20 protein-coding genes are annotated in these 21,795 nt (G+C 73.5%); 7 read left to right on the forward strand and 13 right to left on the reverse strand.

Translation table 11 applies throughout. The features are described 5' to 3' along the window. Nucleotides 1-8: 8 nt before the first annotated feature. The 8 genes from NDAS_RS11645 to NDAS_RS11680 form a co-directional block, all read right to left on the reverse strand. Nucleotides 9-257 carry a gas vesicle protein GvpG gene (locus tag NDAS_RS11645; RefSeq protein ID WP_013153383.1) on the reverse strand — a complete coding sequence of 83 codons (249 nt, stop codon included), beginning with the start codon at nucleotides 255-257 and terminating at the stop codon, nucleotides 9-11. A gap of 37 nt (nucleotides 258-294) precedes the next feature. Then, nucleotides 295-1,026, reverse strand: a complete 732-nt coding sequence (locus NDAS_RS11650) for a GvpL/GvpF family gas vesicle protein (RefSeq protein ID WP_013153384.1) — start codon at nucleotides 1,024-1,026, stop codon at nucleotides 295-297. Next, the gene (locus NDAS_RS11655; protein WP_013153385.1) at nucleotides 1,023-1,436 is read right to left on the reverse strand and encodes a gas vesicle structural protein GvpA; all 414 of its coding nucleotides are present in this window, start codon (nucleotides 1,434-1,436) and stop codon (nucleotides 1,023-1,025) included. Before NDAS_RS11655 ends, NDAS_RS11650 begins: the two co-directional genes overlap by 4 nt. A 70-nt stretch (nucleotides 1,437-1,506) precedes the next feature. Next, nucleotides 1,507-1,809: a gas vesicle protein GvpO gene (locus NDAS_RS11660; RefSeq protein ID WP_013153386.1), complete on the reverse strand. Its 303-nt coding sequence runs from the start codon at nucleotides 1,807-1,809 to the stop codon at nucleotides 1,507-1,509. Nucleotides 1,810-2,153: 344 nt separating this feature from the next. Then, the gene (locus tag NDAS_RS11665) at nucleotides 2,154-2,990 is read right to left on the reverse strand and encodes a class II fructose-bisphosphate aldolase (RefSeq protein WP_013153387.1); all 837 of its coding nucleotides are present in this window, start codon (nucleotides 2,988-2,990) and stop codon (nucleotides 2,154-2,156) included. Continuing rightward, on the reverse strand, nucleotides 2,987-3,892 hold the full coding sequence (locus tag NDAS_RS11670; protein ID WP_013153388.1) for a 1-phosphofructokinase family hexose kinase: 906 nt from the start codon (nucleotides 3,890-3,892) through the stop codon (nucleotides 2,987-2,989). Before NDAS_RS11670 ends, NDAS_RS11665 begins: the two co-directional genes overlap by 4 nt. Nucleotides 3,893-4,013: 121 nt before the next feature. Further along, nucleotides 4,014-4,922 carry an ROK family protein gene (locus tag NDAS_RS11675; RefSeq protein WP_013153389.1) on the reverse strand — a complete coding sequence of 303 codons (909 nt, stop codon included), beginning with the start codon at nucleotides 4,920-4,922 and terminating at the stop codon, nucleotides 4,014-4,016. Further along, nucleotides 4,919-5,806, reverse strand: a complete 888-nt coding sequence (locus tag NDAS_RS11680) for an SIS domain-containing protein (RefSeq protein ID WP_013153390.1) — start codon at nucleotides 5,804-5,806, stop codon at nucleotides 4,919-4,921. Before NDAS_RS11680 ends, NDAS_RS11675 begins: the two co-directional genes overlap by 4 nt. 279 nt (nucleotides 5,807-6,085) lie before the next feature. Between NDAS_RS11680 and NDAS_RS11685 the strand changes: the two genes are divergently transcribed. Next, entirely contained in the window at nucleotides 6,086-6,871 is a 786-nt protein-coding gene (locus NDAS_RS11685) for a DeoR/GlpR family DNA-binding transcription regulator (protein WP_013153391.1), read from the forward strand. A gap of 23 nt (nucleotides 6,872-6,894) precedes the next feature. Here NDAS_RS11685 and NDAS_RS11690 read toward each other — a convergent pair whose 3' ends face one another. Continuing rightward, nucleotides 6,895-8,478, reverse strand: a complete 1,584-nt coding sequence (locus NDAS_RS11690) for a beta-N-acetylhexosaminidase (RefSeq protein ID WP_013153392.1) — start codon at nucleotides 8,476-8,478, stop codon at nucleotides 6,895-6,897. A 265-nt stretch (nucleotides 8,479-8,743) separates the two neighbouring features. On the opposite strand from NDAS_RS11690, the gene NDAS_RS11695 reads away from it, so the two are divergent. Next, the gene (locus NDAS_RS11695; protein WP_013153393.1) at nucleotides 8,744-10,729 is read left to right on the forward strand and encodes an ABC transporter permease; all 1,986 of its coding nucleotides are present in this window, start codon (nucleotides 8,744-8,746) and stop codon (nucleotides 10,727-10,729) included. Between the two features lie 37 nt (nucleotides 10,730-10,766). Continuing rightward, nucleotides 10,767-12,017, forward strand: a complete 1,251-nt coding sequence (locus tag NDAS_RS11700; RefSeq protein ID WP_013153394.1) for an extracellular solute-binding protein — start codon at nucleotides 10,767-10,769, stop codon at nucleotides 12,015-12,017. 28 nt (nucleotides 12,018-12,045) lie between these two features. Here the strand turns inward: NDAS_RS11700 and NDAS_RS11705 are convergent, their stop codons facing one another. After that, entirely contained in the window at nucleotides 12,046-12,885 is an 840-nt protein-coding gene (locus NDAS_RS11705; protein ID WP_013153395.1) for a helix-turn-helix transcriptional regulator, read from the reverse strand. 254 nt (nucleotides 12,886-13,139) lie between these two features. On the opposite strand from NDAS_RS11705, the gene NDAS_RS11710 reads away from it, so the two are divergent. After that, on the forward strand, nucleotides 13,140-14,084 hold the full coding sequence (locus NDAS_RS11710; protein ID WP_013153396.1) for an SDR family oxidoreductase: 945 nt from the start codon (nucleotides 13,140-13,142) through the stop codon (nucleotides 14,082-14,084). 179 nt (nucleotides 14,085-14,263) lie between these two features. On the opposite strand, the gene NDAS_RS11715 is transcribed toward NDAS_RS11710, so the two are convergent. Beyond that, nucleotides 14,264-14,929, reverse strand: a complete 666-nt coding sequence (locus NDAS_RS11715; protein ID WP_013153397.1) for a hypothetical protein — start codon at nucleotides 14,927-14,929, stop codon at nucleotides 14,264-14,266. Between the two features lie 686 nt (nucleotides 14,930-15,615). Between NDAS_RS11715 and NDAS_RS11720 the strand changes: the two genes are divergently transcribed. After that, nucleotides 15,616-17,196 (forward strand): MDR family MFS transporter, encoded by a 1,581-nt coding sequence (locus NDAS_RS11720; protein ID WP_232051716.1) that lies wholly within the window; start codon nucleotides 15,616-15,618, stop codon nucleotides 17,194-17,196. Nucleotides 17,197-17,274: 78 nt separating this feature from the next. Here the strand turns inward: NDAS_RS11720 and NDAS_RS11725 are convergent, their stop codons facing one another. Both NDAS_RS11725 and NDAS_RS11730 read right to left on the reverse strand, forming a co-directional pair. Continuing rightward, a complete protein-coding gene (locus NDAS_RS11725; RefSeq protein ID WP_013153399.1) occupies nucleotides 17,275-18,651 on the reverse strand; it encodes a sodium/glutamate symporter in 1,377 nt (458 codons plus the stop codon). Between the two features lie 95 nt (nucleotides 18,652-18,746). After that, nucleotides 18,747-19,880 carry an NAD(P)/FAD-dependent oxidoreductase gene (locus NDAS_RS11730; protein WP_013153400.1) on the reverse strand — a complete coding sequence of 378 codons (1,134 nt, stop codon included), beginning with the start codon at nucleotides 19,878-19,880 and terminating at the stop codon, nucleotides 18,747-18,749. A gap of 72 nt (nucleotides 19,881-19,952) precedes the next feature. Here NDAS_RS11730 and NDAS_RS11735 point away from each other — a divergent pair, with 72 nt between their 5' ends. Then, nucleotides 19,953-20,885 (forward strand): MurR/RpiR family transcriptional regulator, encoded by a 933-nt coding sequence (locus NDAS_RS11735; RefSeq protein WP_013153401.1) that lies wholly within the window; start codon nucleotides 19,953-19,955, stop codon nucleotides 20,883-20,885. A gap of 87 nt (nucleotides 20,886-20,972) precedes the next feature. Continuing rightward, the gene (locus NDAS_RS11740) at nucleotides 20,973-21,776 is read left to right on the forward strand and encodes an SAM-dependent methyltransferase (protein WP_013153402.1); all 804 of its coding nucleotides are present in this window, start codon (nucleotides 20,973-20,975) and stop codon (nucleotides 21,774-21,776) included. The last annotated feature ends 19 nt before the right edge of the window (nucleotides 21,777-21,795 follow it).

Raw genomic sequence — 21,795 nt, forward strand, 5'->3', positions numbered from 1 at the left:
CGATATCGCTATAGAAGACCTTGTTGGTACCGCTCGGCTTCCTCCAGCTGGTCCAGCAGTTCGTCCTCCGCCTGGTCGAACTCGCTCTCGGACAGCTCTCCGGCGTCGAGGCGCTCGGACAGTTCCGCCAGCTGCTGTCGGATGCGTGAGGGGTCGTACAGCTCCCGCTCCGCCGCGTCCAGGACCTGGCGCGCCGTCCAGTCGACGAACCGGACAGGCGCGGCGGGAGCGGTGAGGATCATGCTGAGGAGGCCCATGCCCCTGACTCCTGTTCGGTGTCCCCGCCCGGCGGGGTCACTGTTGGGGGGACGCCACGAAGCTGTAGGGCGGCAGGGGTCCGTTGACGCGGACCTCCATGTAGGAGGCCAGTTCCTGTTGGACCCGGGCCGCCTCGCGCAGGAAGTCCCCGGTGCGGTCCCGGTGCACGAGGAAGGAGGCGTTGGCCAGGCCGCCGTCCACGGCGGGCCAGGCGGACACGCGCTCGGCCAGTCCTTCCAGGGGCTTCAGGACGGCCTCGGCGTCACGGCGCCTCAGCTCCTCCACCGCCTGGGAGACCTGCTCCCCGAAGGCCATCCGTTCGGCGGGGGTGCCTCCCCCGGCCGCCTTGAGCTCCTCGTTGCGGGCCCGCAGCCCCTCGTCGGCGCGCAGCACGGCGCGCAGGGCGGCCTCCTCGTTGTGGCTGGCCTTGACGTTGAACTCCACCCGGCCCTGGAGCTGGTCCAGGAGCACGGAGTAGTGGTCGGCGAAGCGGGCCAGCTCGGCGGCGACCGCGTCGTCGTCCTCGCTCACCGCGCCGAAGCGCAGGGGCAGGACGCCGCGGGCCTGGGCCAGGTCCTGGAGCACGTTCTGGTGCGCCTCCAGGTCGCGCCGCTTGGCGCGCAGGCCCTCGGGGGCGTCGCTGACCGCGGCGGCCACGCCGTAGGCGCGGACGAAGCGCACCGGCGCCGCGTCCTGGCCAACCCCGGACAGTTTGACGCCGTCGAGGGACTCGTCGTCGCGGACGATCCCGTAGACGTAGGTGCTCACTCCTCGCCCTCCTTCTTGGCGGAGGAGCGCCGGCGGGCGCGCGCGGGCTGCTTCTCCTGTTCGTCGGACTGTCCCTTGGAGAAGGACTCGGAGATGGCCTCGGCCGCACCGGAGAGCGCGCCCTTGGACTTGCTGCGCGCGCCCTTCTCCATGCCGCTGTCGAGCAGGTCGGGGAGTCCGGCCCCGCCGCTGCTGGTCAGGTCGAGGCGGTTGCACGCCTCGGCGAAGCGCAGGTAGGTGTCGACGCTGGCGACCACGATGCGCACGTCGACGGTGAGGAGTTCGATGCCCACGAGGGAGACCCTGGCGAACACGTCGATCACCAGTCCCTTGTCGAGGATGAGATCGAGGATCTCGTAGAGGTTGCCGGAGCTGCGGCCGCCTCCGGATGACTGCTGCATCACCGTCATCGGAATCATGCTCCTTTCGTCGGTGAGGTTGTGGGGGGCAGGCTCCCCGTCCGCCCGGGGTCGGCCGGGCTCAGCCGTCGGAGCGACCGCGGGTGTAGCGCTTGCCGCGCTTGTACCCCTCGATCTCCCCGTCGGCGTCGAGTTCCACGGAATACGTGGCCAGCAGGCTCACCGTGTCCGGAACCCGGCGCAGTTCGAGTACTTCGAGGGTCAGGTCCCAGCCGTCTCCGGATCGTTGGAACCCGGAGACGCCCTCGACCTCCAGCCCGGTCACTTCCTCGAACTGCTCCTGGGCCTCGCGCAGACGCTGCATCATCGTCTTGCGTCGTCCCTCGCGCGGAGGGGAACCGTCGTCCTTGCTGTCCTGACTCATGGATCTCCTGGCCGTCGGCCATTATCCGAATTTCTCTTGCCATGCCCTTGGCTTGACCCACTACCGAGAAAGACCGGGACAAAACCTCCCCGAGGTCAAGGCGGGGGAAAACGGGCCGGCCGGGAACGCCCGGGCCGGGGAACCAGGGGAACGCGGGAACGCCCGGGGAACTCGGGGACGCGGGGGCTCCGCGTGTTCCACGGGTCGCGGGAAAGCGGGGATACGGGAGGGTCTCCAGGCGCCCCGGCCCCGGAAAACGCGGCACGGGAAAACTCCCGCGGGAATGTTCAGGACCGCAACCTCTTAACAGGAAAGGAAAACCGCGCTGCGACGCCGAAGGCTCCTCACCCCGCGCGCAGGAGGCGGAGCAGGGCGTGCGCCTCGTCCGCCAGCGCGTCACGGCACGGAGCCAGGTACGCCCGCGGATCGGTCAGGTCGGGCCGTTCGTCGAGCCGCGCGCGCAGCGCCCCGGAGAAGGCGTCGTTGAGCCGCGTGGCGATGTTGACCTTGGTCATGCCGCTGTCCACCGCCTTGACCAGGTCGGCGTCGGCGACCCCCGACGACCCGTGCAGCACCAGCGGCACGGGGACCGCCCGGTTCAGGCGGCCGATGAGCTCGTGGTCCACCCGGGCGTCGCGGGTGCGCATCGCGTGCGAGGTGCCGACCGCGACGGCCAGCGAGTCCACCCCGGTCGCGCGGACGAACTCCGCCGCCTCCTCGGGCCGGGTGCGCGCGCCCGGGGCGTGGACGCCGTCCTTGCCGCCGACCTCGCCGAGTTCGGCCTCCACCGCGACGCCGCGGGTGTGGCAGTAGCCGACCACCGCGCGGGTGGCCGCGACGTTGTCCTCGTAGTCCAGCGCGGAGGCGTCGAACATGACGCTGGTGACGCCCAGCTCGATCGCCTCGCGTACGAGCGGGACGTCGGTGGCGTGGTCGAGGTGGACGGCGGTCGGCACGGCCGCCTCGCGGGCGGCGGCGAGCGTGGCCAGCGCGAGGGGGGCCAGCGCCCCGTGGTAGCGCACGCAGTTCTGGCTGATCTGGAGGACGACGGGGGCCGCGGCGCGCTCGGCTCCGGCGATCAGCGCCTCGACGTGCTCCAACAGGACGACGTTGAAGGCGCCGACGCCCCCGCGTCGGGCGACGGCCCGCTCCAGCAGCGTGGTGATCCCAACGAGTGTCATGCGTACTCCTCGACGTGCACGGTGGGCAGGAACGCGCGGTAGGCCCGCGGGTCGGCCTCTCCCGCGGTGGGGGCGAGCACGGCGGCGGCGCCGAGCGCGGCGGCGCGGGCCAGGGTCCGGGGCCAGGGGTCGGCGGCGGCCGTGCCCAGGGCTATCGCGGCGGCCGCCGCGTCCCCGGCTCCGGTCGGGTTGCCGGTCACGCCCGGGACCGCGCCCGCCCGCCACCCCCGGTCGCCGTGGAAGGCCAGCAGGCCCCGGCTCCCGAGGGAGACGACCACGCTGCGGGCCCCGGCCCGCAGCAGTTGGCGGGCGGCGTCGGCGCCGCATCCGCCGGTGGTGGCGCGCAGCTCGTCCGCGTTCGGTTTGACCACCGCGGCCCCGGCCGCCGCCGCGGCCAGCAGCGCCGGGCCGGTGGCGTCGACGACGGCGGGAACGCGCGCCCGCGCGGCGACGCGCACCAGTTCCGCGTACAGGTCGTCCGGTGCGCCCGGGGGCAGGCTGCCGGAGAGCACGAGCGCGCGGGCGCCGGTCAGCGCGTCGCGCACCGCCTCCGTCAGCGCGGCCCGTTCCCGGGCGCTCAGCGGCGGGCCCGGTTCGTTGAGGACCGTGGTGTCGGTGCCCACGACGGTCAGGGTGCGCCGGGTCGTGCCCTCGATGGGCACCACCCGCAGACGGTGCCCGTCCCCGGTCAGGGCGCGGGCGATCCACCGGCCGGTCGGTCCGCCGAGGGGGGCGACCGCGAGCGTGGGCTCGCCGAGCCCGCGCAGGACCCGGGACACGTTGAGGCCCTTGCCGCCCGGGCGCTCCCACACGCGCGAGACCCGCAGGGAGCGGCCCGGTACGAGGGCGTCGACCTCGTAGGTCGTATCGACGGCGGGGTTGGCGGTGACGGTGACGATCACGTGCTCCTCCCGGAGGCCGCAGGTGTGCGGCGGTCGCGGCCGCGGACGGCCCGGGGTGTGCGGTCGCGGCCGGGGAAGACCCGGGGCTCGGTCCGGGCGCGGTCACGGTCGCCGGTCGTGTTCACGGGCGCTCCAGCAGTTCCCGGGCCAGCAGCGCCGCGCCCAGGCACCCGGCCTCGTCGCCCAGCGCGGCGGGGACCACGTCCGGACGCCGGTGGAAGGTCAGGCGGGCTTCGAGCCGTTCGCGCAGCGGGGCGAGCAGCAGTTCGCCGGACCGGGCCAGACCGCCGCCGACCACGATGACCCGCGGGGCGAGCACGGCGCTGATCCAGGAGAGGCCGAGCGCCAGGGCGTCCACGGCCTCGTCCCACACCCGCCTGGCGTCGGGGTCGCCCCGTACGAGGAGGTCGGCCACCTCACGGGCCTCCCGGGTGGGCCGCCCCGTGCGCTCGGCGTAGCGGCGGGCGATGGCCGCGGCCGAGGCGATCGCCTCCAGGCACCCGGTGGCGCCGCAGGCGCACGGCCCGCCGTGGCCCACGTCCACGTGTCCCATCTCGCCCGCGAAGCCGCCCGCGGTGTGCGCCCGCCCGCCCAGGAGCAGGGCCGCCGACAGGCCGGTGCCGATGGGGACGAAGACGGCGTCCTCGTGGCCGCGCGCGGCGCCGAGCCGCTGTTCGGCCAGGCCTCCGGCGGCCACGTCGTGCCCGAGGGCGACGGGCAGCCCGCAGCGCTCGGCGAGCCGGTCGCGTACCGGCACGTCGCGCCAGAGGAGGTTCTCCGACCACACCGCCACCCCGCGCCCGACGTCGACGATGCCGGGGACGACCGCCCCGACCGCCGCGACCGGGGCGTCCCGGGACGCGGAGCGCAGCTCCCCGACGAGGGCGGCGGCGGTGTCGATCACGGCCTCGGCGACGCGGGGTCCCGTGGGCGTGGGCGTCCTGCGGGCGAGGAGCACCCTGTGGTCGGCGTCCACGAGGGCCGCCTTGGTCAGGGTTCCGCCGACGTCGACGGCGACGACGGCGCTCACGTCGGCTCGTCCGCGAGGACGACCGAACGGGTGAGGTTGCGGGGCCGGTCCGCGTCGAGCCGCCGCCGTTCGGCGAGGGCGACGGCCAGGCGCTGGGCCACGACGAGGTCGGCCAGAGGATCCAGGTCGCTGGCGCGGAAGGCGGCGCCGGTGGCCTCGACCTCGGCGGCCAGGCCCGCGGGCGGCTCGCCGAAGGACCACACGAGCCGTCCCGGCTCGGCGATGGTGAGGGGGCCGTGGCGGTACTCCATCGCCGGGTAGGCCTCCGTCCACATCCGCGCCGCCTCACGCGACTTCAACGCCGCCTCGTGCGCCAAGCCCACCGTCCACCCCCGGCCGAGGAAGGTGATCTGTTCGGCGCGGACCAGGGGGTCCAGCGGGGCCTCCAGGGCCCGCTCGCCGTCGCGGGCGAAGCGCTCGACGTCGTGGCCCAGGTGGGCGCGCAGCAGGGCGAGCGCCGTCGTGGCGTAGCGGGTCTGCACCACCGACCTCTCGTCGGCGAAGTCCAGCACCACGCTCAGGTCGGCGAGTTCGGTGACCGGCGAGCCGGGCACGGCGGTGATCACGGTGGTGGGCACGTCCCGGGCCGCCCTGAGCAGGTCCGTGACCTCGGTCGTCGTGCCGGAGCGGCTGATGGCCACGACGCGGTCGTAGGAGCGGCCGGGCGGCACCTCCGAACCCGGGAACGCGTCGGTCCCGCCCTGCCCGGCCCGCTCGCGCAGGGCGGCGTAGGACATCGCGACGAACCAGGACGTGCCGCAGCCGACGACGGCCGTGCGCTCCCCCGGACGCGGCAGCGCGGGTTCGGCGGACGCCAGCGCGTCCGCGACGCGCCGCCAGCACTGCGGCTGGCTGGCGATCTCCGCGGTGACATGGGTGTTCATCTAGGATCTCCCTTGCTGGCTGCGGGGCCCTCGCGCCCGCCGCGGGGAGCGGCCCGGCGCCCTCGTCCGGACGCCGGATCCCCGTCCCCGCCCGCGGCCCCGTTCGCGGTGTGTCCCGCCGTGCGCCCCGCTGCCGGGTCGGGTAGGAGTGCTGTGACGGCCCGTCCTCCGCGTGCGGTGCGCGACGACGCGCACGAAGCATCGTTAGCCTGATTGTTTTTGATCGATATAGTCGGTTAACAGTCAGATTGGATCAACAGTTTGTCCTTGGGGGACGTCATGGACCGCCACCAGCGTTTGACGGCTGTGCTCGAACTGCTCTCCGAGCGCGGGTCCCTCTCCGTCGACGAGGCGGTGGAGGAGCTGGGGGTCTCCCCGGCCACCGTCCGGCGCGACCTCGACCACCTGGAGCAGCAGCAGCTCCTGACCCGCACGCGGGGCGGCGCCCTGGCCTCCTCCGTCTCCTACGACCTGCCGCTGAGCTACAAGGCCGCCCGGCACGCCGAGGAGAAGGAGCGCATCGCCCAGGCGATCGCGGACCTGGTCCCCCCGGGTTCGGTCGTCGGCCTCAACGGCGGCACCACGACCACCCAGGTGGCGCGCGCCCTGGCCCTGCACGAGAGCTTCCGCGGCGAGGACCCCGGGCGCGGCCTGACCGTGGTGACCAGCGCGCTCAACATCGCCACCGAACTCCTGGTGCGCCCCCACATCAAGGTGGTCGTCGTGGGCGGGGTCGTGCGCCCCCGCTCCTACGAGCTGGTGGGGCCGCTCGCCGAGCGGGTCCTGGAGACGCTCTCCCTGAACGTGGCCGTGATCGGGGCCGACGCCGTGGGCGCCGACATCGGCGCCATGGCCTTCGACGAGGACGAGGCCGCCGCCAACACGCTGCTCGCCCGGCGCGCCGAGCGGGTCATCGTGGCCGCGGACAGCCACAAGATCGGCCAGCGGGCCTTCGCCCGGATCCTGCCGGTCGCCGGTATCGACGTCCTGGTGACCGACAAGGACGCGGACCCCGACGTCGTGGACGGCTTCACCAGGGCCGGGGTCGAGGTCGTCCAGGCCTGAACCGCGGCCCGGGCCTGAGGGACTCACGGGCCGTTCCTTCCGTCCAGCGGCCGGTAGCCGACCCCGAGGGCGTCCAGGCGCTCCAGGTGCGCGCGCAGCCGGGCGAGGAAGTCGGCGCGGTCGTGGCCGCGCTCGCCCGGCTGGCGCCAGACGGCCTCGGCGAAGGCGCACAGGCGGGGGAAGAGCATGTACTCGGTGTGCTCCTCGGTGGCCACGTACTCGGTCCACATCTGGGCCTCGGCGCCGACGACGCGCCGGGCGGCCTCCCCGTCCAGCGCGGCGGGCACCGGTTCGAAGTCGAAGACGGTGGACAGCGGCACGAAGCCGCCGCCGAAGGCGAGGGGCTCGGCCGCGGTGTCCTCGTCCTGGTAGTAGTCGAGGTACACGTGGCTGGTGGGCGCCATGACCGTCTCGTGGCCGAGCCGGGCCGCGGCCTCGCCCCTCTCCTGCTCGCGCCAGGCCATCACCGCCACGTCGGCGGGGAGCGCTCCCCCGTCCAGGACCTCGTCCCAGCCCACCAGCGTGCGGCCGTGCTCGGCCAGGAACGCGGCGATGTACCCGGTGAACCAGCCCTGGAGCTCCTCCTCGTCCGCGAGCCCCAGTCGGCGGATGTGCTCCTGCACGCGGGGGCTGTCGCGCCACTCGTCCTTGGGGACCTCGTCCCCGCCGCAGTGGACGTACCGGCCGGGGAAAACGTCCATCACGTGCGTCAGGACGTCGCGGCAGAACCGCAGCGCGGTCTCGTCCACGTTGAGCAGGCGGGTGCCCACCCCCCAGCGCTCGCGCACGATCGTCGGGGCGCCGGTGTTGCCGAGTTCGGGGTAGGCGGCGATGGCCGCCTGCATGTGGCCGGGCATGTCGATCTCCGGGACCACCTCGACGCACCGGTCGCGGGCGTGCGCCACGATCTCGCGCAGGTCGGCCTCGGTGTAGTAGCCGCCGTGCGGGGTCTGGTCGTAGACCGGATCGGGGCTCGTGCCGAGGTCGTCGCCGACCACGGTGCGCGCCCGCCACGCGCCGACCTCCGTCAGCCGGGGGTAGCCGGGCACCTCGATCCGCCAGCCCTGGTCGTCGGTCAGGTGCAGGTGCAGGACGTTGAGCTTGTGCAGGGCGAGCAGGTCGATCAGGCGCAGGACGAAGTCCTTGGGCAGGAAGTGCCGGGCCACGTCCAGCATGAGGCCGCGCCAGCGCAGCCGGGGGTGGTCCTCCACGCGCGTGCAGGGGATGCCCGCGCCCCGCGCGGACGCGCCCGTCCGCCACAGCCGCGCGGGCAGGAGCTGGCGCAGGGTCTGCGCGCCGTGGAAGGCCCCGACCGGGTCCGCGCCGACGATCTCGACGCCGTCGGTGTCCACGGTCAGCGTGTAGCCGTGTTCGCGGGCCCGTCGGGGGTCCACGCGCACGGTGACGGGGGCAGGACCGCCGCCCGGACCGCCCCCGGCCCCAGGTCCGGTCAGCGGGGCCAGGACCTCGCGTAACAGCGCGCCCGCCAGCGCGGCCTCCGGTTCGACGCGCAGGGAGAGTCCGCGGTCCAGCCGGAGGGCGCCCGGACGCGGTTCCGTCAGCGTCGGCACCGGGATGACCGCGGGTCGGCTCGCGTCGTCGGGCATGCTCGTTCCCCCTTCTGGCCGCCTCGGCGGCGGCCGAGGCCGTCGCGGCGACCGTTCGCCCGCTCCGGCGGACGGGCGCGGCGCCCGGTCGGGCCCGGGCTCGGGCCGGTCACACCCAACGATCATTACATGAGCACATGATGATTACTAGTGAACAGAAGGAGGATCTAAAGCTTGACACCAATCAACCAGAACGTGACGATAGTCACTCATCGACTACCGGAGGGAGCGCTCACCATGGTCCTCGCGTACACCCGAAACGGACATGGCTGACACCGCGCGGCCCACGGGCGGGGTCGGAGCGGAGCGCGAACGCGCCCCGCTCCCCCCGCCGGACCGCCGGGGCGGTCGGGACCGCCCCGGCGGCCGCTCCGGGGACACCCCGCCCCGGCCCGCCCGTGACCTGTGGCGGCGCACGTCGGCGACGCGCTGGCTGCTGCCCGCCACCGCCCTCATCGGCCTGGTCATCGTCTTCCCCGCGCTCTACATGGTCTGGCTGTCCTTCCTGGCCGTGGACCGGATCGGGCAGATCCAGGGGTTCACGGGGCTGGACAACTACCGGCGGCTGCTGGGGGAGCCCGCGCTGCCCGGGGTGGTGGCCAACACGCTGGCGTGGCTGGTGGTCGTCCTCGGGGTGACGCTCCTGGTGTCCCTGGCCCTGGCCCAGTTCCTCACCAAGGAGTTCCGCGGGCGCCGACTCGTACGGCTCTCCGTCGTCGTGCCCTGGGCGGCCTCCCTGGTGATGACCGCGACGGTCTGGCGGTTCCTGCTGGAGGGCGGCAACGGCCTGGTCAACCGCCTGCTGATGGACCTGTCGGTCCTCGACGCACCGCACGAGTGGTACAAGGACCCCGCCACGGCCTTCGCCTCGATCATGGTCGTCGGCGTCGTGACGTCGGTCCCCTTCACGACCTACGTCCTGCTGGCCGGTCTCCAGACGATCCCGACCGAGGTGCACGAGGCGGCCAGGATCGACGGCGCCGGGGCCTGGAGGCGGTGGCTGCACGTCACCCTGCCGCTGCTGCGCCCCTCACTGCTGGTGGCGTTCGTGCTGAACATGCTGCACGTGTTCAACGCGTTCACGCTCATCTGGGTGATCACCGGCTCGATCGCCGGGAACCACGCCGACACCACGGTCACGTGGATGTACAAGATCGCCTTCAAGGAGCAGCTGGACCCGGGCGAGGCCGCCGCGCTCGCGGTGCTCAACGTGGCCTTCCTGGTCGGGCTGATCGCGTTCCTGGCCTGGCTGCTGCGGCCGGGCCGCCGCGACCGGGCGGGCCGCGTCCTGGCCTCGGCGGTGCCCGGCGGCGTCCGCTCGCTCACCGGCCGGGCCGCGCGCTCGTGGTCGTCCCTGCGCGGGCGCGCGACGAGCGCGTGCGCTCCACTCCTGCGCCCGGCGGCGGACGCGGGCGGCCGGGTGTGGCGCCGCGTCAGGAGCGCCGTCCTCCCCCTGGTCGGGGCGCTGGTCGCCCTGTTCTTCCTCGCCCCCTACGCCGCGATGTTCCTCGGCTCGCTCAAGACCGACGCGGAGCTGTTCGCCGTCCCCGCGACCTACCTGCCCCAGGACTGGGCGTGGTCGAACTACGTCGAGGTGTGGAGCCGGATCCCGCTGGCGGAGTACTTCCGGGTCAGCCTCACCGTCGCCGGGGTCTCGACCCTGGTCGTGCTCGCCGTGGCCGCGCCCGCCGCCTACGCCGTCGCCCGCTCCGACTTCCGGGGTAAGGGTACCTTCCTCGGCCTGATCCTCATCACCCAGATGTTCCCGGCGGTGGCGCTCATCATCGGGCTGTACCGGGAGGCGCTCTTCCTCGGCGCGGTGAACTCCTACTGGTTCATCATCGCCGTCAACTCCGCCTTCAACATCGCCTTCGCGGTGTGGATCCTCAACACCCACTTCCGGGCGGTCCCGCGGGAGACCGAGGAGGCGGCCATGATGGACGGCCTCGGCCGCTTCCGGACCATGCTCGGGATCGTCGTCCCGCTGTCGGCGCCGGGGATCATCACGGTGGTCGTCTTCACCTTCATCCAGGTGTGGAACGAGTTCATCGTCGCGCTGACCCTGTTCAACGACCCCTCGCAGGGCAGGGTGCCGCTGACCGTGGGGGTCCAGCAGTTCATCGGCCTGTACGAGACGAACTACCAGTACCTCTTCGCCGCCGGGCTGATGGCCGTCGTCCCCACAGTGGTCCTCTTCGCCCTGATTGAGAAGTACCTGGTCAGCGGCCTGAGCACGGGCAGTGTTCGTTGACGCGTCCCCGCCGGGAAGCGGAAGGGAAGGGTAGTCGATGAGGAGACAGAGACCGCGGGCCACCGCCGTGGCCGCCGCGCTGTCGGCGGCCGCGCTGCTCGCCGCGGGGTGCGGTGGGGACGGGGGCGGGGACCCGAACACCATCGAGCTGGTCGTGGCGCAGTACACCGAGGGGACCCAGCCCTACTGGACCGACCTGATCCAGGACTTCGAGGCCGACCACCCCGGCACGAGCGTCCGGCTGCGGGTGATCGGCTGGGACGACCTCCAGAACCAGGTCAACACGATGGTGCAGACCCGGCAGTTCCCCGACATCCTCAACACGAACCTCTTCGCCGACTACGCCGAGGCGGGCCTGCTGCACCCGGCGCGGGACGTGCTGCCCGAGGACAAGTTCACCGACTTCGTCCCGGTCCTGGCCGAGAACGCCTCGCTGGAGGGTGAGCAGTACGCCCTGCCGTTCGTCGCGACGGTGAACGCGATGTACTACAACCGGACCATCTTCGCCGAGGCCGGGATCAGCGAGCCCCCGCGGACCTGGGACGAGTTCCTGGAGGCGGCGGAGCGCGTCAAGGCGCTCCCCGGCGACCACGTCCCCTACGCGCTGGCGCTGGGCTTCGACGGCGGCGACTACGAGTTCGGCACGTGGGCGCGCTCCAACGGCGGCGGCTGGAAGCAGGACGGCGAGTGGACGGTCAACAGCGACCGCAACGTCGCCACGCTGGAGTTCCTCCGGGACCTGGTGGTGGAGCACGAAGCCACCCAGCCCAACCCCGGGCAGACCAACCGCCCCGACGGCACGTGGCCGCTCTTCGCCCAGGGCAGGGCCGCCATGGTGTACGCGCCGCTGGGCGGCAGCGCGTTCCTGGACCCGGTGCACGAGGCGGGCGTGGACTACGGCACGACGACCCACCCGACCAACGGCGGCGCCGAGCCCTCCACCCACGGCATCCAGGACTACCTGGTGGCCTTCGACAACCCCGGCAACCAGGAGCTGGTCACCGAGTTCCTGGACTACTTCTACGAACCGGAGAACTACACCGCCTACCTGGAGGTCGAGGGGCTGCTGCCGACCACCGAGTCCGGCGTCGAGGAGTTCCGCGACGACCCCGACGTGGGGCAGTACGTCGAGCAGATCCCCGAGGCACGGCTGGACCCCACCTACGAACCGGTCTGGGCCCAGCTGCGCGGCACGATGGCCGGGGAGCTGGGCACGGCCGTGGCCCCGGACGGGGACCCGCGCGCCGTCCTGGACAGGGGCCAGGAGATCGCCGCCTCCGGCCCGTGACGGGCGGGGGAGGCGTGGCGGCGGGTGCTCAGCCCAGCGCCCGGGCTCCGATGACCGACAGCAGGTGCAGCCTGTCGTGGCTCTCGCTGCCGGGGACGGCGGTGTAGACGAGCAGCGAGTGGGCCTGGCCGGGGTCGACCAGTCTCTGGCAGTTCAGCTCCAGGGGACCGACCTCGGGGTGCACGAAGTGCTTGACGTGGTGGGGGCGCACACCGATCTCGTGGTCCTCCCACACCCGCCGGAACTCCTCGCTCCGGTCCAGGAGCAGGTCGGCGAGGCGGGCGGCCCGCGAGTCGGGGCCGCGCAGGGTGACGATCTCGCGCAGACCCGAGGCGTACATGCGGGTGAGGAACGGGTGCTCCTCGGGCGCGTAGATCCTTCGGGAGTCGGGATCGGTGAACCACCGGTACCCCGAGCTGCGTTCGGGCCCCGTGAACCGCGTCGTGTCCCCGGTCAGCGCGACGCCCATCGGGGACTGGCGCAGGGTCTCGCCGAGTTCGGTGACGATCTCCGCGGGCGTGTCGTCCAGGCGGTCGAGGACCCGTTGCAGGCCGGGGCTGACGTGGTCGCTGACCGTGCCGCGCGGGGGCGGGTTGTGTCCGGCCAGGCGGAACAGGTGGTCGCGCTCGTCCAGTGACAGGTGCAGCCCCTGGGCGATGGAGGAGAGCATCTGTCCCGACGGCCGCGGTCCGCGCTCCCGCTCCAGCCGCGAGTAGTAGTCGGTCGACATGTGGCACAGCGCGGCGACCTCCTCGCGCCGCAGTCCGCTGGTCCTGCGGCGCTGCCCGCGCGGCAGCCCGACGTCCTCGGGTTGCAGCGCTTCCCGGCGGGTGCGGAGGAACTCGGCCAGCCCGGTGCGATCGATCACGGCACTCCTTCTTCCCAGTGGTGCTGCTCCGTGTCTACCTTGCGCGCGCGGCGGTAACCACGGACCGCCGATCCCCCCTTACCGTCGAGGAGGTGGAAGAGGCGCGAGGGGTGACCCGCCGATCCTGGGATCGGGAGGCCGTGGTTACCGACCCCGCCTTGGGCGGAGGATCGTTCCTGCGCACCGTGCACCAGGTACGGAGGGAGCGGGAACCGCCCGAACGCGCGTCCGTGAGGACACGAGGGAGCAGAGCCATGCCGCGTCGAACCATCGACATCACCGTGCCGGACCTGACCGGGAGGCGCGCGCTCGTCACCGGCGCCAGCGACGGGATGGGCCTGGGGATGGCCATGAGGCTGGCCGCCGCGGGCGCCGAGGTGATCATGCCCGTCCGCAATCCGCGCAAGGGCGAGGACGCGATCGCCAGGATCCGCCGGAGTCGCCCCGACGCCCGGGTCTCGCTGCGCGACCTCGACCTGTCCTCTCTCGCCTCGGTCGCGGCCCTCGGCGACACGCTCCGCGAGGAGGGCCTGCCGATCCACATCCTCATCAACAACGCGGGTGTGATGACCCCGCCGGACCGGCAGACCACGGCGGACGGCTTCGAGGTCCAGTTCGGCACCAACCACCTCGGCCACTTCGCCCTGGTGGGCCGCCTCCTACCGCTGCTGCGCGCCGGTCGGGCGCGGGTGACCTCGCAGATCAGCGTCGCCGCGAGGCGGGGCGCCGTCAACTGGGACGACCTGAACTGGGAGCGTTCCTACGACGGCATGCGCGCCTACAGCCAGTCCAAGATCGCGTTCGGTCTCTTCGGCCTCGAACTGGAACGCCGCAGCAGGGCCCACGGTTGGGGAATCACCAGCAACCTCTCCCACCCCGGGGTGGCACCGACCAGCCTCCTGGCCGCCCGCCCCGAACTCGGCCGCGACCGGGACACCCTGGGCGTGCGGTTGATCCGCGCGCTCTCGGCCCGCGGCATCCTGCTGGGCACCGTCGAGAGCGCGAAGCTGCCCGCCCTCATGGCCGCGACCGACCCGGCCGCCGAGCCGGGCATGCTCTACAGCCCGAGCGGCCCCGGCAACCTCGGCGGCCCGCCCGCCGAGCAGCGGCTCTACACCCCGCTGCGCGGCGCCGACGAGGCCGAGCGGGTCTGGCGGGTCTCCGAGCAGCTCACCGGGACCGCCATCCCCGCCGTCTGACCGCGCGCCCGTCGTCGGCGCGGCCCGGCACAAGGGGCAGATCGCGCGGGACCACGCCATCGGCCCGGGCACGGCGATCCTGTCGGGCCCTCTGTCCGGGTCCTCTGTACCACCGGTCGCTGTCGCCGGAGAGCCCCCTGACCCACGCGCCTACGCCGACCAGGTCCTCCAAGCCCTCTTCACCGGGACGGCGCCGAGGGCCTGACGGAGGCGCGGTCCGCCCGGCGCGCGGTGAGGGCGAGCCCGGCGATGAGCGCCACCTCGCCCATGTTCCCCACCGCCAGCGGCACCGTGGGCACGGCCGAGGCCGCGAACATGACGGCGGCGCCCAGCAGCATCCACCCGCTGCGCGCCCGCACCAGCAGCGCCACCCCGACCACGAGCAGCACGACGACGGTCGTCACGGCCGGGACCGGCAGGGCCGACTCGGCGGCCGAGTAGCGCAGCGCGTCGCCCTCGCGGCCGGGCACCAGGGTGAGCCCCACGAGTTCGGTCACGACGCCGTAGACGATGAGGGCGGCCGCCAGCAGCCAGAACCCGGCGCGCACCGCGCGCGGGCGGGCCCAGGCGAGCCCGGCGTCGCGGGCCGCCCCGGCGGCGAAGACGATGAGCAGAGGCGTGACCAGGGCGTGCACCACGAAGCGCGGCAGGTTCAGCGCGAGCAGGAGGTCTCCGGCGCCGATGGTGGAGCCCAGCGCCACGATCCCGTTGTCGTAGACGAGTCCGGCGGCCACGACCGCCACCAGCCAGGTGTGCGGGGAGCGCCGGGAGAGCGCCAGCCGGACCAGCCAGGCGGTCAGGCACAGGTGGGCCAGTGCGAAGGCGGCGAAGAGGAGGGAGGTCATGCGCGTCCTTGTAGCTCGTTTTTCGAGAAGACAGTTTTTCGAGGGTTACCTCGGCAGTCTGCCCCATCGGAGGAGCGCCATGCGCGCGGACCGCGCCTGTCTTCGACCCCCTCCCCCGCCGTCGAGGATCCGTCCGCGAGGCTGACACCCCGCGGGAACCGGACCGAGGGACACGGCACGCGGGCGCGGCGGGGCGCTGATCAGGAGCGACGCGGGCCGCGGACCGGGATCGGGCGCACCGCGGAGTGAGGAGGCGGGCCGGATCGCGGACGGGGACGCGGGAGGACCCGGACCGAACCGTGAACGGGATCACGGGGGCGCGGGTCGGGCGCCCCGACGGAGGACGCGGGACCGGCGCGGACCCCGGGGAGCGGCGTGGAGCGGGCACGGGCCGAGGACGGACGCCCGGCGAACGGCGCGGGCATTCCCTGAGGCGGATGTCGGCTTTCCCACGTTCGACCAGCCCCCGGATCGTGACCCCGGTGATATTCTACAGTGGGTGCAAAAATGCCTCTTCTGCACATTTTTGGCCACCCACGGCAACCGAGCAGTCCCGCGGCCTCCCGCGCCGCCCCGTCTTCCTTCTCAGAGGTCCATCCGTGCGCACTTCCCGTCCCTTACCCGACACCGGGCAGCCCTCGATCCTGCGTTCCCTGAGCGGCCTGCTCATAGTGCTGGGCGTGACGATGCTCAGCAGCACGATCGTGTCGGTCGCCCTCCCCCAGATCGTCGGGGCGCTGGACGGCAGCCAGTCGCAGTACACGTGGGTGGTGACCGCGACCCTGCTGGCCTCCACCGCCTCCACTCCGGTCTGGGGCAAGCTGGCCGACCTCTTCGACAAGAAGAAGCTGCTCCAGCTCTCGATCGGGCTGTTCATCGTCTCGTCGCTGCTGTGCGGGTTCGCGCAGACCACCGGCCAGCTCATCGCGTTCCGGGCCGTGCAGGGCCTGGGCATGGGCGCCTCGCAGGTCCTGGTCCAGGTGATCATCGCCGCGATGGTCAGCCCCAAGCAGCGCGGCACCCTCAACGGCTACATCGGCGCGGTGATGGCCGTGGCCACCGTCGGCGGACCGCTGATCGGCGGGCTGCTGGCCGACCTGCCCGGCCTGGGCTGGCGCTGGTGCTTCCTCATCGGCGTGCCGTTCATGCTGGTGGCCCTGGTCGCGCTGAGCCGCACGCTCAAGCTGGTGGACGTGCGCCGCCCCGACACGAAGGTGGACTACGCGGGCGCCGCGCTGATCGCCGCGGGCGTCAGCCTCCTGCTGCTGTGGGTGACCTTCGTGGGCAACGACTTCGCCTGGATCTCCTGGCAGTCCGGGGCCATGGTCGCCGGAAGCCTGCTGCTGCTCGGCCTGGCCGTGTGGGTGGAGGCGCGCGTGTCGGAGCCGGTCGTGCCCCTGCACCTGGTCATGCGGCGCGAGACCGCCATCGCCATCCTGGCCAGCTCCGCGGTCGGCATGGCGATGTTCGGCGGGGCGGTCTTCCTGGGCCAGTACTTCCAGCTGGCGCGCGGCTACTCCCCCACCGAGGCCGGTCTGCTGACCGCCCCGCTCATGCTGGGGACGATGATCTCCTCGACCGTGTCCGGGCGCATGGTCTCGCGTTCGGGACGGGTCAAGTCCTACGTGGTCACCGGCATGGTCACGCTGACCCTGGGCTTCCTGGTGCTGGCCACCATCGACGCGACCACGCCGCTGCTCATCGTGTGCGGGGGCATGGTGCTGATGGGGCTGGGGGTCGGCATGTCCATGCAGAACCTGGTCCTGGTGGTGCAGAACTCCGTCCCGCTGCGCGAGATCGGCGCGGCCAGCGGCACGGTCGCCTTCTTCCGCACCCTGGGCGGCACCATGGGCGTGTCCGTACTGGGCGCCTTCCTGGCCAACCGCGTCTCCACGAACATCTCCGACGGCCTGTCCGAGTCCGGGGTGAGCGCCACCGCCGGAGGCGGGGACGCCGGCACCCTGAACCTGGACGCCATGCCGCCGTTCCTGCGCGAGATCGTCGAGGGCGCCTACGGCACGTCCACCGGCGACCTGTTCCTGCTCGCCACGGGCATCGCCCTCGTCGGCCTGGTGCTGGCGCTCTTCCTGCCCCGGGTCCAGCTGCGGGACAGCCTGGACCTGCCCGATCCGGCCGCGGAGGCCGCTAAGACCGAGGGGACCGAGGAGGCCGCGCGGGCCCCCGAGGCCGGTGCCCCGACGGAGCCGACGAGCACGGTCGGCGCCACGGGCACCGCGCGGACCGGCCGGGAGCCGTCCGCCGACTGACCAACCCCGCACAGGAGAGGCCCTTCCCGGAATCGCCCCCGGGGAGGGCCTCTCGCGTTCGCGCCCGGAACCGGCGGCTCAGCCCCCGGCCGCGGCGCCGACGCCCGCTCCGGGCCGCCGCCAGATCCCCAGCACCCGCGCGAGCACGTACACCGCCGCCGCGGCGAGGAGCGCTCCGACGCCCAGCGCCCAGGGCCCGTAGTTCACCGCGATCAGCGGCAGCAGCGCCGTCAGCATCCCGCCTCCGGCGATCGGGCTGAAGAAGGGCGCGCGCAGCGCGTAGGCCCGCGCGGCGTCGGTCCTGAGCTCCGGGTCGGCCGTGCGCAGCAGCATGAGGCCGACCGAGGCCACCGCCGTCAGCGTTCCGAAGTTGACGATGGCGTGCTCGAACCAGGAGTCGCGGAACATCCGCGGACCCGCCCAGTAGAAGAAGCCCACCGTGACCAGCGCGGCGACCGCGACCAGAACCAGCAGCGGCACGATGTTGCCGAGCACGACGGGCACCGCGATGGACGCGACCGCAGAGACCACCAGCAGGTCGAGCGCGACCCCCTGGATGGCGCGCAGGCTGCCGGGGTCCACCGCCTCGCCCAGCCGGGTCCGCGAGATGACCGCCTGTACGACGCCGCCGCCGATCATCGCCAGCGGGAACAGCGGCATGCCGGGGATCACGAGTCCGAGGAAGTACTGGAGCACCCAGCCGATCAGCACCGCCGCGGCGATCAGCGCCCCGTGGAAGGCCAGTCCGTCGACGAGGTCCTTGTTGAGGGTCACGCGCCCCATCGGGGTCCGCGCCTCCTCGGGCAGGACCTCGGGCGCCTCCTCGCCGCGGTCCGCGCTGAGGTGGCGCAGGTGGCCGCGGCGGGCACCGATGTTGATGAGCACCATGCCCACCACGATCCCGAACACCAGCCCGGCGGTGGCCGCCGCCAGCGCGAGCGCGCCGCCGTCGGTCCAGCCCAGTTCGGCGTAGACCGGCCCCATTCCCGCTGCGGTGCCGTGCCCGCCCGGCCAGCCGACCTCGATGACGGTGCCGAACATCGCGTTCACGTCCCAGAAGGGCATGAGCAGCGCGGCGCACACCAGCACGGGGACGCCGATCATCAGGAGGTCGCCCATGTAGCCGAACAGGAGCTGCGGCGCGATGAGGTGGTAGCTCCTGCGCGGGTTGGGGATGCGCACGCCGATGAGCATCGGGGCGAAGACCACGGTGATCAGCACCCCGGGCAACGCGGCCCAGGTGCCGGTCATGCTCTCGGGGAACAGCCCCGCGCCGTAGGGCCCCAGCGCGGCCCCCAGGACGCCGCCGATGAGCGCGGCCGGGACGAACAGGCGGCGCAGCGGGGCGATCAGCAGCCGCAGCACGACCCCGGCGAGCACGAGCAGGCCGAGGACGGTGACGGCGAACAGCAGGGTGGTGACGGCGTCGCCGCCGACTTCGTCTGTGGGGAACACGCTGCTCCTTCGTACGCGCGGATCGGGGGTGGGGTCGGCGGCCGCGTGGGCGGGCCGGACCGGGGTCGCGCGCGGCCCCCGGTCCCGCGCCTGGGTTAGAACCTCGCGAACGAGAAGGGGGCGAGGTTGTCGGGGCGCGCGCCGGTGCGCGCCCAGAACGCGAGCGACTCGGCCACCGCCGGTGCGATGGCGAAGCCGTGCCCGGTCCAGCCGGTGCCGACCAGAGCGTTGGCGGTCCCGGGGATCCGGTCGATGACGGGGATCTCGTCGGCGCTGCACGACTCCGGCCGGGAGGCGTCGGCCAGGTCGAGTTCGGCGTCGGCGAGGTCGGCGTAGACCTCCGCGGCGGCCCGCATGTTGCCGCGCACGTTCTCCTCCACGGTCCGGCCCCGGCCGCTGTCGGCGTCCCAGCGGCCGCGCCACCCGCCGCTCACCATGACGGCGCCGTCGGGCAGCGGCTTCAGCGACAGCGAGCGGTGGTCGTGGCCGACGAGGTGGGTCAGGGGCGGGGTGGAACGGGGGGTCAGCCGCAGCGCCTGCGGCAGGATCCGCCACACCGGCAGCTCCACGTCGAACTGCGTGCGCAGCAGGTCGGCGGCCCCGGCGTTGTTGAGCACCAGCAGCGCCTCCCCCACCTCGTGGCGCTCCCCGCGCGCGGTGCGCACGGCGGTGACGCGGTCCCCGGAGCGCTCGACGGCGGTGACCGGGCTGTGCTCGGCGATCACGGCGCCGCGCCCGCGCGCCGCGTCGGCGAACGCCCTGGTCGTGGCGGTGTGGTCGGCGGTGCCGTCGAGGGGGCAGTACAGCGCCGCCCGCACGGACTCCGAGACACCGGGTTCCCGTGCCAGGACGCCGTCGCGGTCGAGCACCTCGGTGGGCACGCCCAGGCGCCGCTGCACCGCCGCGTGGGTGTGCGCGGCGACCAGCCCGCCCCTGGTGCCGGTGGTCTCCTGCTCGATGAGGAACATCCCACCCGTGCGCTGGTAGCCCGTGGCCGCGCCCAGGCGCCGGTCGAGCGTGGGCCAGATACGGTAGGCGGCCCGCATCAGCGGCAGTTCGCGCAGGTCGCGCCGGTTGGCGCGCACGCCCCGGCGGCCGAAGCCGCCCGAGGCCCCCGAGGCCACCTCGCGGGCCTCCAGGAGCAGGACGTCCGCCCCGGCCTCGGCGAGCTGCCACGCGGTGGCGCAGCCGTGCACTCCGCCCCCGATAATCACAAACTGGTAAGTCATCGGCCACTCCCTCACTGTGTGGTCGGTCTCACGGGAGCGTAGTTTTAACTACATGGTTAGGTCAATGACGAAATGAAAACTTCACCAGAGGAGGGCGGCGGGTTCCGCGAGCGGGTGGGCGCCCGGCTCGACTCGCTCTCCCCCCGCGAGCGCGCGGTCACCGACTTCCTGCTCGACCGCCCCTCGGAGGCCGTGACCGCGTCGGCCGCCGAACTGGCCTCCCGCACGGGCACCAGCGACGCCACCGTCGTGCGCACGGCCCGGTCGCTGGGCTACGGCGGCCTGCGCGAACTCAAGCGCGCGGTCATGGACATGCTCACCACCCGGCGCGACCCCGCCCTGGTCCTGGACCAGCGATTGGAGCGCCTCAGCGGCACGCGCGTGTTCGACCAGGTCCTCGCCGACAGCGTCGACCTGCTGCGGGGGCTGCCCGAGGTCCTCGACGCCGGGGCCTTCGACACCGCGGTCCGCCTGGTCGAGGCGGCCGGGCGCACCGTCGCCTACGGCATCGGACCGGCCTCGGCGACCGCCCGCTACTTCGCGGTCGAACTGGGCCGGATGGGCCGCCGGTGCACCGTCCTGGAGGCGACCGGGTTCCGGCTCGCCGACGACCTGCTGGGCATCGGCGGCGACGACGCCGTGGTGGTCTTCGCGCCGCTGCGGCTCTTCCGGGAGATCGACGCCCTCCTGGACCACGCGGCCGAGGTCGGGGCGCCCGTCGTCGTGGTCACCGAGGCCGTGGGCGAGGCCGTCCGCGAACGGGTCGAGGCGGTCCTGACCACCCCGCCCTCCACCTCGGGCGCCGCGAGCGAGAACCTCGCGAGCTGGCTGGTGGCCCACGCCCTCACCATGGAGCTGGCCGCCCGCGACCGCACCGGATCGGTCGCGGCCCACCAGCGCCTCAACCGCCTGCGCCGCGCCGTGGCCGGTGCCGAGATCGACACCGACGTCACCGGCAGCGGCGGCACCGCGGAGGGGTCGGATGGAGCGCGACGCCCTTCATGACGGGATTTTTCGGGTTGCGGGCGGGTCATGGGACGCATGAGACTGCGCGTACCGCTTGTCGCGGCCCGCCCCACCCGAGAGGCCACCATGACGGACATCCCCATCGACACCGGCGTCGCGCACACCGCGCGGGTGCGGGACTACTGGCTCGGCGGCAGGGACAACTACCCGGTGGACCGCGAGATGGGCGACGCCGTCGCGGGGCTGGCGCCCCAGGTCGTCGAGGCCGTCCGGGGGGACCGGCTCTTCCTGCGCCGCGCGGTGGGCCACCTGGCCCGGGAGGAGGGCGTCCGCCAGTTCCTCGACCTCGGCGCCGGACTGCCCGCCGCCGGCAACACCCACGAGGTGGCGCGGGCGCACGCCCCGGACGCGCGCGTGGTCTACGTGGACGACGACCCCATGGTCCTGGCGCACGCGCGCGCCCTGCTGGTGGGCACCGACCAGAAGCGGGCCCGGTACGTGGGGGCGGACCTGCGCGACACCGACCGGGTGCTGGAGAGCGCCAGCGCGACCCTCGACCTGGACCGCCCGGTCGCGCTGTCCCTGCTGGGGACGATGGGCCACTTCGGCGTCCTGGAGGAGGCCCTGGGCATCGTGCGCGCCTACACGGACGCGCTGGCGCCGGGCAGTTTCCTGGCCGTGTGCGACGGCGTCCTCGCCCACGTGGAGGCCGTCACCGACGAGCGCGCGCTGGCGGCGCTCCGGCGCTGGCGGGAGAGCGTCGCGCGGCCCTACCACACGCGCACGGTGGAGGACTTCACCCGCTTCTTCGACGGGTTGGCGCTGGTCGAACCCGGGGTCGTCTGCGTCACCCGGTGGCGGCCCGAGCCGGTCGAGGTCGGAAGGGCGCGCGACATCCCCGAGTACTGCGGCCTGGCCCGCAAGGGCTGAGGCGCGGCACCGGCGCCCG

This window comes from Nocardiopsis dassonvillei subsp. dassonvillei DSM 43111, assembly GCF_000092985.1.
GTDB lineage: Bacteria > Actinomycetota > Actinomycetes > Streptosporangiales > Streptosporangiaceae > Nocardiopsis > Nocardiopsis dassonvillei.